This is a genomic window from Bradyrhizobium sp. 139, assembly GCF_023074175.1.
In the GTDB taxonomy this organism is placed as follows: Bacteria; Pseudomonadota; Alphaproteobacteria; order Rhizobiales; family Xanthobacteraceae; genus Bradyrhizobium.
This window is the reverse complement of sequence record NZ_JADPKS010000168.1, coordinates 20,061-35,632: the sequence shown is the minus strand read 5'-3', so window position 1 is coordinate 35,632 and position 15,572 is coordinate 20,061. Positions and strand designations below refer to the sequence as shown.

General features: G+C 64.1%; 16 protein-coding genes. 6 read left to right on the top strand and 10 right to left on the bottom strand.

Translation table 11 applies throughout. The features are described 5' to 3' along the window. Positions 1–185: 185 nt before the first annotated feature. The 4 genes from IVA80_RS35590 to IVA80_RS35575 form a co-directional block, all read right to left on the bottom strand. Complete coding sequence (locus IVA80_RS35590) at positions 186–701, bottom strand: N-acetyltransferase (protein ID WP_247439781.1); 516 nt, start codon at positions 699–701, stop codon at positions 186–188. A gap of 127 nt (positions 702–828) precedes the next feature. Then, on the bottom strand, positions 829–1,917 hold the full coding sequence (locus tag IVA80_RS35585; protein ID WP_247439780.1) for a hypothetical protein: 1,089 nt from the start codon (positions 1,915–1,917) through the stop codon (positions 829–831). Positions 1,918–1,995: 78 nt separating this feature from the next. Next, on the bottom strand, positions 1,996–3,297 hold the full coding sequence (locus IVA80_RS35580) for a glycosyltransferase family 2 protein (RefSeq protein WP_247439779.1): 1,302 nt from the start codon (positions 3,295–3,297) through the stop codon (positions 1,996–1,998). Beyond that, entirely contained in the window at positions 3,288–3,779 is a 492-nt protein-coding gene (locus IVA80_RS35575; protein ID WP_247439778.1) for an NUDIX domain-containing protein, read from the bottom strand. The genes IVA80_RS35580 and IVA80_RS35575 overlap by 10 nt, the downstream gene beginning before the upstream one ends. Before the next feature lie 80 nt (positions 3,780–3,859). Here IVA80_RS35575 and IVA80_RS35570 point away from each other — a divergent pair, with 80 nt between their 5' ends. Beyond that, complete coding sequence (locus IVA80_RS35570; RefSeq protein ID WP_247439777.1) at positions 3,860–4,744, top strand: metallophosphoesterase; 885 nt, start codon at positions 3,860–3,862, stop codon at positions 4,742–4,744. A gap of 121 nt (positions 4,745–4,865) precedes the next feature. On the opposite strand, the gene IVA80_RS35565 is transcribed toward IVA80_RS35570, so the two are convergent. The 3 genes from IVA80_RS35565 to IVA80_RS35555 all read right to left on the bottom strand — a co-directional run bounded on the left by IVA80_RS35565 (position 4,866) and on the right by IVA80_RS35555 (position 7,474). Beyond that, positions 4,866–5,420 carry a hypothetical protein gene (locus IVA80_RS35565; protein WP_247439776.1) on the bottom strand — a complete coding sequence of 185 codons (555 nt, stop codon included), beginning with the start codon at positions 5,418–5,420 and terminating at the stop codon, positions 4,866–4,868. Positions 5,421–5,607: 187 nt separating this feature from the next. Further along, positions 5,608–5,817 (bottom strand): hypothetical protein, encoded by a 210-nt coding sequence (locus IVA80_RS35560; RefSeq protein WP_008137787.1) that lies wholly within the window; start codon positions 5,815–5,817, stop codon positions 5,608–5,610. Between the two features lie 22 nt (positions 5,818–5,839). Then, positions 5,840–7,474 carry an isocitrate lyase gene (locus IVA80_RS35555; RefSeq protein WP_247439775.1) on the bottom strand — a complete coding sequence of 545 codons (1,635 nt, stop codon included), beginning with the start codon at positions 7,472–7,474 and terminating at the stop codon, positions 5,840–5,842. A 216-nt stretch (positions 7,475–7,690) separates the two neighbouring features. Between IVA80_RS35555 and IVA80_RS35550 the strand changes: the two genes are divergently transcribed. Beyond that, complete coding sequence (locus IVA80_RS35550; protein WP_247439774.1) at positions 7,691–9,136, top strand: short-chain fatty acyl-CoA regulator family protein; 1,446 nt, start codon at positions 7,691–7,693, stop codon at positions 9,134–9,136. 175 nt (positions 9,137–9,311) lie between these two features. On the opposite strand, the gene IVA80_RS35545 is transcribed toward IVA80_RS35550, so the two are convergent. Beyond that, positions 9,312–9,605, bottom strand: coding sequence for an antibiotic biosynthesis monooxygenase (locus IVA80_RS35545; RefSeq protein WP_247439773.1), 294 nt, complete (start codon positions 9,603–9,605; stop codon positions 9,312–9,314). A 375-nt stretch (positions 9,606–9,980) separates the two neighbouring features. On the opposite strand from IVA80_RS35545, the gene IVA80_RS35540 reads away from it, so the two are divergent. Beyond that, positions 9,981–10,787: a hypothetical protein gene (locus IVA80_RS35540; protein ID WP_247439772.1), complete on the top strand. Its 807-nt coding sequence runs from the start codon at positions 9,981–9,983 to the stop codon at positions 10,785–10,787. A 162-nt stretch (positions 10,788–10,949) separates the two neighbouring features. Continuing rightward, positions 10,950–11,297, top strand: coding sequence for a hypothetical protein (locus IVA80_RS35535; protein ID WP_247439771.1), 348 nt, complete (start codon positions 10,950–10,952; stop codon positions 11,295–11,297). 159 nt (positions 11,298–11,456) lie between these two features. Here the strand turns inward: IVA80_RS35535 and IVA80_RS35530 are convergent, their stop codons facing one another. Continuing rightward, entirely contained in the window at positions 11,457–12,098 is a 642-nt protein-coding gene (locus tag IVA80_RS35530; protein WP_247439770.1) for a tetratricopeptide repeat protein, read from the bottom strand. A gap of 137 nt (positions 12,099–12,235) precedes the next feature. Next, positions 12,236–13,192, bottom strand: a complete 957-nt coding sequence (gene htpX / locus IVA80_RS35525; protein WP_247439769.1) for a zinc metalloprotease HtpX — start codon at positions 13,190–13,192, stop codon at positions 12,236–12,238. A 187-nt stretch (positions 13,193–13,379) separates the two neighbouring features. On the opposite strand from htpX, the gene IVA80_RS35520 reads away from it, so the two are divergent. After that, a complete protein-coding gene (locus tag IVA80_RS35520) occupies positions 13,380–14,684 on the top strand; it encodes a lytic murein transglycosylase (protein WP_247439768.1) in 1,305 nt (434 codons plus the stop codon). A gap of 272 nt (positions 14,685–14,956) precedes the next feature. Then, the gene (locus IVA80_RS35515; protein WP_247439767.1) at positions 14,957–15,460 is read left to right on the top strand and encodes a DUF1993 domain-containing protein; all 504 of its coding nucleotides are present in this window, start codon (positions 14,957–14,959) and stop codon (positions 15,458–15,460) included. Positions 15,461–15,572: the final 112 nt, after the last annotated feature.

Sequence of the window (15,572 nt, the reverse complement as noted above, 5' to 3'; positions counted from 1 at the left end):
GGCTACGGGCCGCCCCAGCGCCACTCCGAGCCTAAATCCGTCAAACATTCCGACACGACCGCGTAAGCCGGCGACAAAACAAATAATTGCCCAGTCTCTTCGCGAAATCCGGGAAAGTGCAGCCGCCGCGACGGGTTTCCCGGATTGCACTGCGCTCCATCCAGGCTACGGACTACGCGCTGCGACTAACCCCGCGCCTTGCTCCAGTCGGGCGCTACCTGCCCCGACACGCCCTCGAACGCGCCGTCGACGAGCTCGAACACAAGGATTCGCGCGGCGTCGACCGGGCCCGGCATGGTGACGCGGCCCTTGGGGACCTGCTTGAAACCGACGCGGCTGTAATAGGGCTCGTCGCCGACCAGCAGCACCAGGCGGTGAGCTTTCTCCTTCGCGTCCTTCAGCGCGCGCTCGATCAGGAGACGGCCGATGCCGCGGTCGCGGAACGGCGGCTCGACGGTGAGCGGCCCGAGCAGCAAGGCGGGCGTCTCGCCGATCAGCACCGGCAATTGCCTGACCGAGCCGACCAAGAGCGTGCCGATGCGGGCGGTAAAGGAAAGGTCGAGCAGATGGTCGACGTGCTCGCGGATCCGATAGGCGCTGAGCACGAAGCGGCCGGGACCGAAGGTGCGCTCGTGCAGCCGTTCGATCGCCTGGGCGTCGCCGGCGGCTTCGGGAAGGATGGTGAGCGAGAGATCGGTCATGGCAGCATGCGTCTTCGAGCGAGGTGGGCCCCGGTTCGCGTCAGGAAAACGCGTCAATACGGGAGGCGGGATAGCATCTGGACGTGCCAAGGTCCATCGGAGCCGCGCCACAATTCGCCAGATCCGCTCACGCGCGTATCGCCTGATCAAGCGGAGCCCGCTCGCCTGTTTCGGCCGATTGCATCAGGTTGGCGAAGCACACGCTCCACGCCGAGAGCATGGTAACCGGAAGCACATAATAGGGCGTGAAAATCGGGTGGCTCAGGAAGAACACGAGATTTACCAGAAGATTGCCCGCCACGAGGAACGCGACCTGCCGCGCTCCGCCCTTGCCGATCCGCAGCAGCCAGGCTGTCGAGCCAATCGCTAGAAGCATCAGGACGAACTGCATATCGTGCAGATACTGGCCAAGGATTTCGAGGTTGACTTCGGGCGCGAGGGCATCCTCGGAGCCATAAGTCGTCCTGAACGGACTGCCGGCATTAATCGCATTGGCGATCAGTGTCGGCGCCATGCCGACGACGAAGGCTATGCCGAAGACCAGTCCGCGCGCAAACGTCGCGGCCGTGCGCGACCAGAGGAACGCGACGCCAAGGAACAGGACGTAACCCGCGACTAAAAACAGATTCGGCAATCTGAAGTTGACGGATAGTCCGAGCAGAAGACCGATCAACGCGACCGGCCACATATTGTGCTTGATCGTGGTTAGCCACAGCGCGGTCAGGTAGCCGGCAGCAGCGCAGATCGCCATTGTCGGTGCGATCGAATAGCTGGCTTTGGCCGGATTGATCATCAGGTAGAGGGCAAGTGCGCCAAACACGCCGGCCGTGACGACCGCGAACAACGAGCGGGCGTAGGCGATGCCCAGCAGCGCGAAGCCACAAACGATCAGGCTGGCACTGACGTAGAGCGGCACCACCTGGTGGCCTTGCGGAAACAACGCGAGCAGGAATCCGGTGCCGGGCGGATATTGCAGCACGTACTTTCCATTGCGCGCCGGAGGATGACACGGTGCAACCCTCCCTTCCGGAAAGCCAATCTCCTTCAGCTTGCTTTGCAGAAAGCCATCGCCGTCCCGGGACACATCGGTATCGAGCCCGCTGATCCCATACAATTGAAACAGATGGGCCTGCCGCAGATAGCAGACGTCGTCATAAACACCGCGAGCCTCGGTCCAATGCGACATCGTCCGGATGTTGCTGGCGAGGATCAGCACGCAGATCAGTCCGAAGGCGAATTTGAGAATCTTCATCGATTTTCCGTGAAATCCCGCCGGTCACGCGGACACGACGCACTAGGAGTGCTTGATCGAGATGAGCCCGGCGAGGAAACCGGTAAATACCAGCTGGGCGCCGACTGTGATCGCGGTCGTGGACAGCGCTACCACCTGAAGCAGGCTCGCGGCGTCCAATGAACCGAAATTGGCTTCGCCCCACTGGACGAGCGCCGCGATCAGGCCCGCGCCCCCAATCATGAAGACCACGGCGCCCACCAAGACGAACCGCTCGAGCGTGAAGGCCTCGATAATGCGGCCATATCGCGGAGAGGGCGGCAGAAGGTTCAGGCTCTCGGCGAAACTGCGGGCAATCGTTGCGAAGCAGATGCCCTGGATGCCCACGATCAGGCAGGTGCATGCAACGAGCATCGTCCGGATGTCGAATCCGATTCCCGCGATTCTGACCTGCCCGAAAAAAAGTACGCTGCTCAGGGCGGTGCCGACCACGACCAGAAGCACGCCCGGATAGAAGAAAAGCCATCGCGGCGAGTACAGCAGCAGGAATCTCAGATGCCGCCAGCCGTCGCGCCAGGTCCTGAGATGCGGCGCTCGCGATCTCCCGTCCTTCGACAGCGTGGTCGGCACCTCCGAGATCTTGAGCCGCACAATAGTTGCGCGCACCACCATTTCGCTCGCGAATTCCATTCCGGTCGTGCGCAAGTCGAGCTGCGCGATCGCCTGCTTCGAGAAGCCCCGCATTCCGCAATGAAAGTCGCCGAGCCTCGATCCGAAGAAGAGCCTGCCGAACCAGCTCAGGACGGGATTGCCGAGATACCGGTGCAGGAGGGGCATCGCTCCGGGCTCGATTCCGCCCGCGAAGCGATTGCCCATCACCAGATCATCGCCGGCGCGCAGCCGTTCGAGGAAGGCGTCGAGCTGCGCGAAATCATAGCTGTCGTCGGCATCGCCCATGACGATGTAACGGCCAAAGGCTGCGGCGATACCGGCGCGCAGCGCCGCGCCGTAACCTCGGACCGGGACGTCGACGACACGCGCGCCCATCGCTCTTGCGATGTTCTGCGAGCCGTCGGTGCTGCCGTTATCCGCGATCAATATCTCGCCGGCGATGCCCGAGCGGCTGAGGAACGATTGCGCCTTCGCAATGCAAGTCGCAAGCGTTTCGGCTTCATTGAGGCACGGCATCAGAATTGTCAGTTCGAGCCCAGGCAAAGCGGCCCGCTCGCTGACCACTGAAACTTGACTGGTCACGTTAACAGCCCGGCATATGGGAATTTTGTGCGATCCATCAACCGTACCTACTCTCGCCTCTAAAGTCGATAGTGCATCGAGGATGGCCGACCCGCACCGGCTCAACGCCACGTCGCGATCAGGGGCTCGCCGTCCACCACTTCCGCGATCCGCAACCGCGTGCCGGGCGTGGTCCCATCGGGCAGCGCGGTGATCGCGAAGAACCCGCATTCGACGATCTCACGGTTGCGCACGGGCGGGCGATCCTGCCTGAACTGCCTGACCACATAGACCGCGACGTGGTCGCGGCGGGAGACGTGGCTGTTGAGGAAGATACCGTGCAGCACGGCGTCTCCGGTGAGATCGATATTCCCCTCCTCCTTGAGCTCGCGCCGCATCGCCTGTTCCATGCTCTCACCGAGATCGACGCCGCCACCGGGCAGATGCCAGCCGGAGACGTAGCTGTGCCTGACCAGGAACACGCTGTCGTCGGCATCCAGCACCACGGCGCGGACGCCGAGCGTCATGCCGCGGACAACCAGGAAATAGGCGTGGAAGATTCGCCGCAGCAGCGGCTCGAATCTCCGTCGCATGCTGTTCAGACGATTCCCCATCAGGCTCCCTTGAGGCCCCGCTTGCACTGATGTCGCGACCTTGCCATTACAGCGGACGAATAGCGAGGCAATCGCGCGCCATGGCCCCCTTCACGCTCGTCCATCTGTCCGACCCGCATCTGCCGCCGCTGCCGAAGCCACGGCTGATCGAGCTCGCGGGCAAGCGCGCGCTCGGCTACATCAACTGGACGCGCAATCGTCACAAATACCAGCGCCGCGAAGTGCTCGACGTGCTGGTCGCCGACATCCAGGCGCAAGCGCCCGACCACATCGCCGTGACGGGCGATCTCGTCAATTTGTCGCTGGAGGCCGAGTTCGCGCCGGCGCTGGCCTGGCTCGAAGGCGTCGGTCCACCCGACCGCGTCACCGCCATCCCCGGCAATCACGACGCCTATGTCAGCGCAACGTCGCACCGCTTCGGAGAGACGTTCCTGCATTACATCGCCGGCGACACGCCGGGTGCCGCGGCTTTCCCCGCCGTTCGCCGACGCGGCCCCTTGGCGTTGATCAGCCTGTCCACGGCGGTGCCGACCTTGCCGCTGATGGCGACGGGCACGCTCGGGCGCGATCAGCTCGCGGCCCTCGAACAGGTGCTCGCGCAGTTCGCGGCGGAGGACGTCTTTCGCGTGCTGCTGGTGCATCATCCCCTGAAGTCCCACGCGCGCCAGAAGCGGATGACGGATGCGGCTGATCTGCTGGCGCTGATCAAGCGCCACGGCGTCGAGCTGATCCTGCACGGGCACGACCACATTCATTCCACGATGTGGTTCGAGGGCCCCAATGGCAGCATCCCGGCGATCGGCGTGCCGTCGGCCTCCGCGCTCGCTCACGGGCGCTACCCGGCGGCAGCGTATAATCTGTTCACGATCGAGAAAGACAATAACGGCTGGCGCTGCGAGCAGACGGTGCGGAGCATCGATCATGGATTGCAGATCCGGCAGATCAAGCGCGCAAGGTTGATTTGAGGTGCCCGTCATTCCGGGGCATGCGAAGCATGAGCCCGGAATCCATCGGGCCGCATTGCGTGAAGATGAATGGATTCCGGGCTCGCGCCTTTCGCGCCCCCCGGAATGACGGCACCTATGATCACCAGCTCCGCAGGGCCGCCACCACGGCGACGCCGAACAGGGCGGCGGCGCCGAACACAAATCCGAACACGAACGGCCACACCCGCGAACGGCGCGGCGGCGGCGCTATCGCAGGTTTGGGCTCGGGCAGGACCACCATGGCGTGCTCGCGCTCGATCATGCGGCGCGCGACGTAGTCGGTGACGGCTTCGACGATCACCGCGGTGTCGTGCGATTCGGCGAGCACGATGCGGCCGAACCGGGTGTCCTGGACGAAGCGGTACAAGCGCTTGTCGCGTCCCATCATTACGTGCGCGACGACGTCGATCCATAGCCGCGGCGTATCGCCCTGGCTGATGCCGCGGTCGAACAAATCAATCTGCTCGGGCACCTGCGCGAACAGGGGATCGAGCGCGTCGTTGAGGATCTCTAGCCGCGCCACCTCCGCATCGCGCAAGTCGACGACCACGCCGGTCCGGTCGGCGGCCTCAATCCGTGCGCGCAACAGCGCGTCGCGCAGCCGCACCGGACGCGGCTGGCTGGGATGGGTCCCGCTGGTCTCGGGCTCTGACATTGTCGGCCTCGTCCTCACTTGCCTCCATTAACCTATCAGCAACCAACCCCTCCGCAAAGGGTCCACAATTCCAGAGACTTACGGCGCCCACAGCCGATTGACCTGTGCCAAAAACAGACGATCCCACCCGGCTTGCGCCGGATGGGACCATCCGTCCTTGGACGTTTCTTGATGGCTTGGGCAGCCGTCAGGCCGAGACCCGCGACGGCTCCTCGACGATCGAGAAGCGGACGCCGGCCTTGTGGCGGTTCTCTTCCGAGACCGAGCGCCAGGCGTCCTCGGCCTCCTTGCGGGTCTTGAACGGACCTTGCACCTGGGCCGAGCCTTCCACGAGCTTGTGGAAGTTCATCGAGCCGAACTCGCCGCCGATCACCCAGAAATTGCTACCTTTGGTCATTGTCAGTCTCCTGCTGCCCGGTTTAGCCGAACTGGTTCATCGTGTTGTGGGCGCCGCCCGCCTTCAGGGCCGCCTCGCCGGCGAAGTACTCCTTGTGATCGTCGCCGATGTCGGACCCGGCCATGTTCTGATGCTTGGCGCAGGCGATACCCTGACGGATCTCGGCGCGCTGGACGTTCTTCACATAGCCGAGCATGCCCTGCTCGCCGAAATATTCCTTCGCCAGATTGTCGGTCGAGAGCGCCGCCGTGTGATAGGTCGGCAACGTGATCAGGTGGTGGAAGATGCCGGCACGCTTGGCTGAATCGGCCTGGAAGGTGCGGATGCGCTCGTCGGCTTCCATTGCCAGCGGCGTATCGTCGTATTCCGGCTTCATCAGCTCGGCACGGTTGTACTTGCTGACGTCCTTGCCCGCTTCCTTCATCGCGTCGTAGACCTGCCAACGGAAGTTGAGGGTCCAGTTGAATGACGGCGAGTTGTTGTAGGCCAGCTTCGCATTCGGAACCACCTTGCGGATCCGATCGACCATCTTGGCGATCTGCTCGATATGCGGCTTCTCGGTCTCGATCCAGAGCAGGTCGGCGCCGTTCTGGAGCGAGGTGATGCAATCCAGCACGCAGCGGTCTTCGCCGGTGCCGGGACGGAACTGGTAGAGATTGCTGGGAAGGCGCTTCGGACGCATCATCTTGCCGTTGCGGTTGATGATGACGTCGCCGTTGCGGGCGTTCTCCGCCGTGATTTCCTCGCAATCCAGGAAGCTGTTGTAGAGGTCGCCGAGGTCGCCGGGCTTGTGGCTGACGGCGATCTGCTGCGTCAGGCCGGCGCCGAGCGAGTCGGTGCGGGTCACGACGACGCCGTCTTCGACGCCCAGTTCGAGGAAGGCATGGCGGCAGGCCCGGATCTTCGCCAGGAACACCTCGTGCGGCACGGTGACCTTGCCGTCCTGGTGGCCGCACTGCTTCTCGTCCGAGACCTGGTTCTCGATCTGCAGCGCGCAGGCGCCCGCCTCGATCATCTTCTTGGCGAGCAGATAGGTCGCCTCGGCATTGCCGAATCCCGCATCGATATCGGCGATGACGGGCACGACATGGGTCTGGAAGTTGTCGATCTTCTCGATCAACGCCTTCTCCTTCGTCTTGTCGCCTTCCTTGCGCGCGGCGTCGAGGCTGCGGAAGATGTCGTTCAGCTCGCGCGAATCGGCCTGACGCAGGAAGGTATAGAGCTCTTCGATCAGCGCCGGCACCGAGGTCTTCTCGTGCATCGACTGGTCGGGCAGCGGGCCGAACTCGGAGCGCAGCGCCGCGATCATCCAGCCGGACAGGTACAGATAGGTGCGATCGGTCTTGCCAAAGTGCTTCTTGACCGAGATCAGCTTCTGCTGGGCGATGAAGCCATGCCAGCAACCCAGCGACTGGGTGTACTTGGTGGGATCGCTGTCATAGGCGGCCATGTCGGCCCGCATCAGCGCCGCGGTGTAGCGGGCGACGTCGAGGCCGGTCTTGAAGCGGTTCTGGAGGCGCATGCGCGCGACGGCCTCGGCGGTCACGCCGTTCCAGGTGTCCTTGGTCTTGAGCAGCGCCTCGGCTGCCTCAATCTCGCTCTGATAGGACGCCGGTCCCTGGATGGCTTGGTCGATCCCGCGCGGTTGGAAATTCATGTCCGTGGTCCTTTCAGTCATCACTCTCGACAATCGTGACAGTGCATTGCGAAATGCGTGGCGAGAGCTAAACGCGAGAAAGGGAAGTTCGTATAGATGGCTTGTATTTGAATGGTGATGTCATGTAACATCTGAACTTGTCATTTATGTTACTTTGTAAACTTCGTAACATATAGGTCAGTTCAACTGTCCTTAAGGCTCTGGAGCGAACGACAAATGCCGACTGGATCCGGGAAAAAACTGTTCGTCGGACCGCGCTTCCGGCGGATCCGGCAGCAGTTGGGGCTGTCGCAGACCCAGATCGCCGAGGGGCTTGGGATCTCGCCGAGCTACGTCAACCTGATCGAGCGCAACCAGCGCCCGGTGACGGCGCAGATCCTGCTGCGGCTCGCCGACGCCTACGACCTCGACCTGCGTGACCTCGCGACCGCCGACGAGGACCGCTTCTTCGCCGAGCTGAACGAGATCTTCTCCGATCCCCTGTTCCGCCAGATCGACGTTCCCAAACAGGAACTGCGCGACCTTGCCGAGCTCTGCCCCGGCGTCACCCATGCGCTGCAACGGCTCTATGCCGCCTATGCCGAGGCCCGGCAGGGCGAGACCTTGGCTGCCGCACAGATGGCCGACCGCGACGTCGGCACGCGCTATGAGGGCAATCCGGTCGAGCGCGTGCGCGAGCTGATCGAGGCCAACCGCAATTATTTTCCGGAGCTGGAGCAGGCCGCGGAGACTCTTCGCGACGAGCTGAACGTGCCGGCCGAAGCGCTCTATGCCGCGCTGGCCGCGCGCCTGCGCGAAAAGCATTCGATCCAGACCCGAATCATGCCGGTCGACGTGATGCGCGAGACGCTCAGGCGTTTCGACCGCCATCGCCGCCAGCTGCTGATCTCCGAGCTGATCGACCCGCCCGGCCGCGCCTTCCAGCTCGCCTTCCAGCTCGGCTTAGGCGAATGCGCGCAGCATCTGGAGACCATCATCGGCCGCGCCGGCCCGCTCGACGACGCGCCGCGCCGCTTGTTCCGCATCACGCTCGGCAACTATTTCGCGGCCGCGGTGATGATGCCCTACCCGGCGTTCCTGGCCGCAGCCGAAGCGTTGAACTACGACATCCACCTCCTGGCGCAGCGCTTCAATTCAGGCTTCGAGCAGGTCTGCCACCGGCTCACCACCCTGCAGCGGCCGAACGCGCGCGGCATTCCGTTCTTCCTGCTCCGCGTCGACAATGCCGGCAACGTCTCGAAGCGATTTTCGTCCGGCACCTTTCCGTTCTCGAAATTCGGCGGCACCTGTCCGTTGTGGAACGTGCACTCGACCTTCGATACGCCCGATCGCCTGTTGAAGCAGGTGATCGAGCTCCCCGACGGCACGCGCTATTTCTCGATCGCGCAGATGGTGCGCCGCCCCGTCGCGCCGCACCCGCTGCCGCAGCCGCGCTTCGCAATCGGCCTCGGCTGCGAGATCCGTCACGCCGCCCGTCTCGTCTACGCCTCCGGCCTGGACCTGGAGAAAACCGAGGGCACGCCGATCGGCGTCAATTGCCGCCTGTGCGAGCGTGAAAATTGCGGCCAGCGCGCCGAGCCGCCGATCACGCGCACGCTGATCCTGGACGAAACGACGCGGCGGGTGAGCTCGTTCGCGTTCTCGAACGCGCGGGAGTTGTGAGGGGCGGCTGCTGCTCCCTCTCCCCGCTTGCGGGGAGAGGGTCGGGGTGAGGGGGAGTCTCCGCGAGGACGGCGTGAGTTGGACTCGCGGAGAGTCCCCCTCACCCGAAATTCAAGCTACGCTTGAATTTCGGCCTCTCCCCGCAAGCGGGGAGAGGCGAAGGCACACCGCGTCGCTACGCCAGCGTATGCACGATCACCGGCCCCGCGGCGGCGCTCGCATGTCCCGCGAGCAGCGGGCCGAGATCCGTCTCGATCCAGGCGATCGCGCGCCTGTTCGCCTCCTCCGCCTGCTCGAATTTGTCGAAGATGGAGATCGCGGTAACCGTATCGTCGCCGGCATAGACGACGTAGTAGGCGCGGAAACCGTCGACGTCGCTGATGATCGGAACGGCGCCGTCCTTGATGCGGCGCGCCAGCTCTTCCGCACTCCCGCTTTTCGCCTTGGCCTGACGGATGGCGGCATACATGGCATCCTCCTTCCAGCTGTCCGGACTGCGGGCTTGGTGCCCTTCCACGAAATCTACACCTTAGAGCCCGCCCCGTCATCCTGAGGTGCGAGCCGTGCGATGCAAAGCAGCGCACGGAGAGCCTCGAAGGATGAACGGCCTGGATGCAGCCGGGCCGTCGCCCTTCGAGGGCCGCTGAAGAAGCGGCCACCTCAGGGTGACGGTGCTGGACTAGCGCCTGACATCGGCTTGGTTAACCCCGGACTAATCCGCCTCCGCGATCTGCAACGAACAATTAAGCACGCCTCAACATCGGCGCCTTAGTCTCGCCCCACTCACTTTTCGCAAACAACGGTGGCCTATTCTTCCGCGTCAAGTGACATCAGGGGGTTCATCATGCGCGTTGCGCTGCTGCTGACTGCGACCGTAATCGGCGCGCTCTTCGCCAATCCATCCCATGCCGGATCGCTCGATGCGTCCACTGAGGCAGCGCAGGCGCTGCCGCCGGGCTTCCAGAGCTACCGCGGCTACATGTTCGACCTGTCGGAGAATTCAGACCGCAAGGATGTCGACAAGCTTACCGACAATCTGAAGAGCCAGATCGACGTCGTCGAGACGGCCGGCCTCTCGCCGCGCGTGCTGCGCTTCTTCCGTACCGTCCCGATCATCGCGAGCGAGCTGGCCTGTCTCGACGAAGGCGCCGCGACCGCGTGCTACGGCCGCATCACTCCGAACGTCGAACGCCGCGTGCCACGGACGCTCACGGTGTGGGACCATGCCACGCAGCGCTGGACCAATCCCAATGCCGTCGATCTCGCAGTCGATTCGGGCCTCGGCGTGATCATGCTGCGGCCGGACATGATGCGCTACGAAAAGGAGGCCGTGCTGTTGCATGAGCTGCTGCACGCCTATCACGCGCGGCTATTGCCGGACGGCTACGCCAACAAGGGCGTGATCGGCTACTACGCCCTTGCCAAGTCCAAGGACATGTTGCCCAAGGAATCCTATGCGATGAAGAATCCGATGGAATTCTTTGCCGTGACCGCCAGCATCTTCCTGGCCGGAAAGAGCGAATTTCACGACCCGAAGTCGCGCGACGCGCTCAAGGAGAAGATGCCGGACTATTACAAATATCTGGTTGGCGTGTTCGGCTTCGATCCAGACCCGGCACCGGCGAGCGGTCCGGTTGCCTCGCTGAAATGAGGCGGACGTAGCGCTCCACACCAAGAGCCGCGCGAAATGCGCGGCTTTCTTGTTTTGTAAGCCGGAAGCTGCGGATGACTCCCGGCTGGGAATTGCCAAGGCGGGGCCCGATCTGCATAGTCCCGCGCGCATCGATACCGTTTTCGAAGAGGATAGAACAACATGGCGGACGCCGACCTGGATGTCGTGATCCGGCAACTGGCCAGACAGCTGCATACGGGCCTGATGACCCGCGCCAAGGAGCGGCGGGATCGCTTCAACGGCCTTGCGGCCAAGGCCAAGGGCAAGGAGACGGGCGACCGTTTCAAGATGATGGCCAAGGCGACGATGGAGCAGGCCACCGCCGCCGCCAAGCGCCTCCAGATGTCCACCGACAACGTCGCCGACAGCTACGCCCGCGCGATGCGCCTCGCCGCCAGCACGCCTGTCGCGGCGAAGGTGGAGAAGAAGGCCAAGGAGAAGCCGGTGAAAAAGGCCGCGAAGGCGAAGAAAGCCAAGAAGGCGAAGTAGTCGCGACGCTTCTTCCTTCTGCCCTTGTGGGAGAAGGTGGCGCGAAGCGCCGGATGAGGGGTTGCTTCAGCAAACTCAGCGCAACAGATTCTCGCGCGGAGAGAACCCCTCACCATGAGCGGGGAGAGGGGTTGCGGCGGCGAATGCAGCTCTAGACTTTCACCGCCGCGGCGTCGAAACCCGGGTCGGCTCGGCGCTCGCGAGCTCGGCGAGCTTGGCACGCGCCGCATCGCGGGTGCGGCCGTCCTTGCCGGCCGGCAATGCCAGCGCGGCTTCGAAATCGGCGCGCGCGTCGTCGGCCTGGCCGCGGGCAAGGAATGCGAGGCCACGGTCGAGCCGGGCCTGCGCATTCGATGACTCAAGACGGACCGCCGTGTTGTAGCTCAGGATGGCGCGATCGAGATCGCCGGTGGCGGCGAGGGCGAGGCCGCGCTGGTGATACGGCGCGGCGTGCTTGGGATCATGCGCGATCGCCTCGTCATAATCCTCGATGGCAAGCTCCAGGTCGCCGTTCTGCCGACGCGCCAGCGCGCGGTCGCGATAGAGCGAGGCGCGGTTGGGATTGAGATGGATGGCCTCGTCGAAATCCGCGATCGCCCGCCGCCAGTCGCCGTGGCGCAGCGCGATCCGCCCGCGCCCTTCATAGGCGAAGGCGATCAGCGATCCCCGGAGCGGCGAAAAGCCGATCACGGCCGAGCAGATGTCGGGCTCGTCCTCGTCCCCGCAATTGACGACCGTGTGCGTGGACAGGCCAATGAGCACGCCCAGGACGATCAGCAATGGTACCGCAGCTTTGGTCATCTTAGACGGCGGCAGGCAGAGGGCCGGCCACCCATCCCCTTTCGAAGGAACAGTCACGGAACGGTGTTAGCACCGGTCGGGACGATGCTGTGTGCGCCAGGTCACAAAGCGGGGCGCAAATTCTGGCCGGTTCCGCATCAGCCCCAAGGGCCACGTGAAGGACCGCTCGCAGGCCCGCGCGGGGACGAGTGGCCCCACGGGCCTTGCGGCGGATAGTTTTCGTTGGCCCCCATCGACGGCGCCGCCTGCGCGCCGAGCTCGGCTGCGAGCTGCTGAAGCGCGGCGATGCGGTTCTGCGTCGAGGGATGGGTGGCGAAGAGATTGTCCACGCCATGGCCCGATAGCGGATTGATGATGAACATGTGCGCGGTCGCGGGATTACGCTCCGCCTCGAAGTTAGGGACCTGATGCGCGGCGCCCTCGATCTTGACCAGCGCCGATGCCAGCCACATCGGCTGACCGGCGATGCGCGCGCCGAGATTGTCCGCGGCATATTCGCGCGTGCGGCTGATCGCCATCTGCACCAACATGGCACCGAGCGGCGCCAGAATCATCATCAGGATCGAGCTGACGATGCCGGGGCCGTTGTTGTCGCGATTGCCTCCGAAGAACATGCCGAACTGCGCCAGCATGGAGATCGCGCCGGCGATGGTCGCGGTAACAGTCATCAGCAGCGTGTCGTGGTGCTTGATATGCGCGAGCTCGTGCGCGATCACGCCGGCAAGCTCCTCGCGGCTGAGCTGGTGCATCAGGCCGGTGGTGACGGCGACCGCCGCGTTTTCGGGATTGCGGCCGGTCGCGAACGCGTTGGGCTGCGGCTCGTCCATCAGGAACACGCGCGGCATCGGCAGCGAGGCGCGGCCGGCAAGCTCGGCGACAAGCCCGACCAGCTCCGGCGCGCTGCTGCGGTCGACCTCATGGGCGCCGTACATGCTGAGCACCATGCGATCGGAATTCCAGTAGGTGAAGAGATTCGTCGCCGCGGCAATGACGAGCGCGATCATGGCGCCGGCGGCGCCGCCGATCAGATAGCCGACGCCCATGAACAGGGCGGTGAGGCCTGCGAGCAGCATTGCGGTACGAAGATAGTTCATGGCCGTCTCCCGGGGGCCGGCCGCGGCCGCTGGAGGCGTTGCGGGCCGGCAAGCATGAAGTAGGGATGCCCCTGGCCCGCCCGCAAGGTTTCAGGGTGCGTCGCGGAGCCGCGGCACTGGTTTGAACGTGATCATTCCATTAAACTTCGTCAAGAATCCAAGCATCTCCTCCCCTCCCGGAAACCTCATGCTCCAGACCCGATTTGCGATCGCGGCCGCCGCTCTGCTGACACTCGCCCTTCCCGCCTCCGCTCAATTCGCGCCGCCGCCCGTCAAACCCGCGGTGCCCAAGGCGAGCGCCCCCTCCCCGCGCGCGGCGTCGTGCCACAATGGCGCGAACTTCGATCGCTTCCTGGCTGACGTGAAGAGCCAAGCCGTCGCGTCCGGCGTATCGCAGCGGACGATCGCGGAGGCCTCGCTCTACCTCGTCTACGACCAGGGCATCGTCAACCGCGACCGCGGCCAGCGCGTGTTCGGCCAGCTCTTCACCGAATTTGCCGGCCGCATGGCCGCGCCCTATCGCATGCAGAATGGCCAGCAGCACATCAAGCAACATGCGGCCGCATTCGCGCGGGCCGAAAAGGAATACGGCGTGCCGCCGGCGGTGATCGCCGCGTTCTGGGGCCTCGAGAGCGATTTCGGCGTCAATATGGGCAATCTGCCGACGCTGAAATCGCTGGTGTCGCTGGCCTATGACTGCCGCCGCTCGGAGATGTTCGTCAACGAGACCATCGCCGCGCTGAAGATCATCGACCGCGGCGATTTGCATCCGGACGAGATGGTCGGCTCCTGGGCCGGCGAGCTTGGGCAGACGCAGTTCCTGCCCGTGCATTACGTCAACTATGCCGTCGATTACGACGGCGACGGGCGGCGCGACCTCTTGCGCAGCGAGGATGACGTGATCGGCTCGACCGCGAACTACATCGCCAACGGCTTGAAGTGGCGGCGCGGCGAGCCTTGGCTGGAAGAGATCAAGGTGCCGCAAAACCTGCCGTGGGATCAGACCGACCTCACGGTGCAGCAGCCGCGCTCGAAATGGGCACAGCTAGGGGTGACCTATCCCGACGGCCGTCCGCTGCCGAACGACAATCTCGCGGCCTCCGTGCTGCTGCCGATGGGACGCTTTGGACCGGCGTTCGTGGCGTACCCGAACTTCGCGGCTTACACGGAGTGGAATAACTCGCTGATCTATTCGACCACCGCGGGCTATCTCGCCACCCGCATCGCGGGCGCGGCTCCGATGCGAAAACCGTCGGCACCGGTCGCGCAGCTCCCGTTCAACGAGCTCAAGCAATTGCAGCAGCTTCTGGTCCAAGCCGGCTTCAATGTCGGCAAGATCGACGGCGTGCTGGGCCAGCAGAGCCGCGCCGCCGTCAAGGCGATGCAGATCAAATATAGCCTGCCCGCCGATTCCTGGCCGACCGCCGAACTGCTCGCCCGGATGCGCGGCGGCAGCACGGCACAGGCGCAGCCGGCGGCGACGGTGCGGTAGACGCGTTCTACTCTTGGTCATGCCCGCGAAGGCGGGCATCCAGTACTCCGCGGCGATTATGAGTTCACACAACTTCCGCCGCGGCGTACTGGATCACCCGCCTTCGCGGGTGACGACAGCGGAGAGGGTGGCCGCAGATGATACGGCCGCAGTCGATCCAGTAGAATTTTCGCACTGCACAGGCCGTTCCGGCGATTGTATTTTTCCATGACGCTCCCATGTGAGCAGCTCAGGTTTCTCCTGAGATTTCCCACCATGAGAGCGAGCATCACATGTCCTTCCACGACGCCGTCGTTCCCGCCTATTTGCAAATGCTGAACAGCCTGATCGGCCTGCTCACGAAAGCCGAGGCGCATTGCGCGGCCAAAAAGGTCGACCCGAGCGTGCTGCTCGGCTCCCGCCTCTTCCCGGACATGCTGCCGCTCTCGAAACAGATCCAGCTCGTCAGCGATTTCGCCGCCAAGGGCTGTGCGCGACTGACGCATAGCGAAGTGCCTTCCACGCCCGACACCGAGACCAGCTTTGCCGAATTGAAGCAACGCCTGGCGAAGACCATCGACTATGTGAAATCGTTCAAGCCCGAGCAGTTCGAGGGCGCCGACGCCAGGGACGTCACCTTCCCGGCCGGCCCCGACAAATCCATCACGATGAAGGGCCAGCAATTCCTGAGCGCATTCTCGCTGCCCAACTTCTATTTCCACGCCGCGACCGCCCACGGCCTGTTGCGTCACAACGGCGTCGAGATCGGCAAGCGCGACTTCCTCGGCGCGAACTGACTGATAGGCCGGGGCAACGGAATCTGTCGCCCCGGCCTAAATTGCACATAAATCATGCTACGCGGTCCCCGCCGCGCAGCTTGCCTGCACTTTCCGTATGGCTCCTCCCTTG

What these genes read in the sequence shown, in the direction of transcription:
- IVA80_RS35590 (WP_247439781.1), bottom strand. Translation starts at nt 701, where the DNA reads ATGACCGATCTCTCGCTCACCATCCTTCCCGAAGCCGCCGGCGACGCC.
- IVA80_RS35575 (WP_247439778.1), bottom strand. Translation starts at nt 3,779, where the DNA reads ATGGGGAATCGTCTGAACAGCATGCGACGGAGATTCGAGCCGCTGCTG.
- IVA80_RS35570 (WP_247439777.1), top strand. Translation starts at nt 3,860, where the DNA reads ATGGCCCCCTTCACGCTCGTCCATCTGTCCGACCCGCATCTGCCGCCG.
- IVA80_RS35565 (WP_247439776.1), bottom strand. Translation starts at nt 5,420, where the DNA reads ATGTCAGAGCCCGAGACCAGCGGGACCCATCCCAGCCAGCCGCGTCCG.
- IVA80_RS35560 (WP_008137787.1), bottom strand. Translation starts at nt 5,817, where the DNA reads ATGACCAAAGGTAGCAATTTCTGGGTGATCGGCGGCGAGTTCGGCTCG.
- IVA80_RS35555 (WP_247439775.1), bottom strand. Translation starts at nt 7,474, where the DNA reads ATGAATTTCCAACCGCGCGGGATCGACCAAGCCATCCAGGGACCGGCG.
- IVA80_RS35550 (WP_247439774.1), top strand. Translation starts at nt 7,691, where the DNA reads ATGCCGACTGGATCCGGGAAAAAACTGTTCGTCGGACCGCGCTTCCGG.
- IVA80_RS35545 (WP_247439773.1), bottom strand. Translation starts at nt 9,605, where the DNA reads ATGTATGCCGCCATCCGTCAGGCCAAGGCGAAAAGCGGGAGTGCGGAA.
- IVA80_RS35540 (WP_247439772.1), top strand. Translation starts at nt 9,981, where the DNA reads ATGCGCGTTGCGCTGCTGCTGACTGCGACCGTAATCGGCGCGCTCTTC.
- IVA80_RS35535 (WP_247439771.1), top strand. Translation starts at nt 10,950, where the DNA reads ATGGCGGACGCCGACCTGGATGTCGTGATCCGGCAACTGGCCAGACAG.
- IVA80_RS35530 (WP_247439770.1), bottom strand. Translation starts at nt 12,098, where the DNA reads ATGACCAAAGCTGCGGTACCATTGCTGATCGTCCTGGGCGTGCTCATT.
- htpX (WP_247439769.1), bottom strand. Translation starts at nt 13,192, where the DNA reads ATGAACTATCTTCGTACCGCAATGCTGCTCGCAGGCCTCACCGCCCTG.
- IVA80_RS35520 (WP_247439768.1), top strand. Translation starts at nt 13,380, where the DNA reads ATGCTCCAGACCCGATTTGCGATCGCGGCCGCCGCTCTGCTGACACTC.
- IVA80_RS35515 (WP_247439767.1), top strand. Translation starts at nt 14,957, where the DNA reads ATGTCCTTCCACGACGCCGTCGTTCCCGCCTATTTGCAAATGCTGAAC.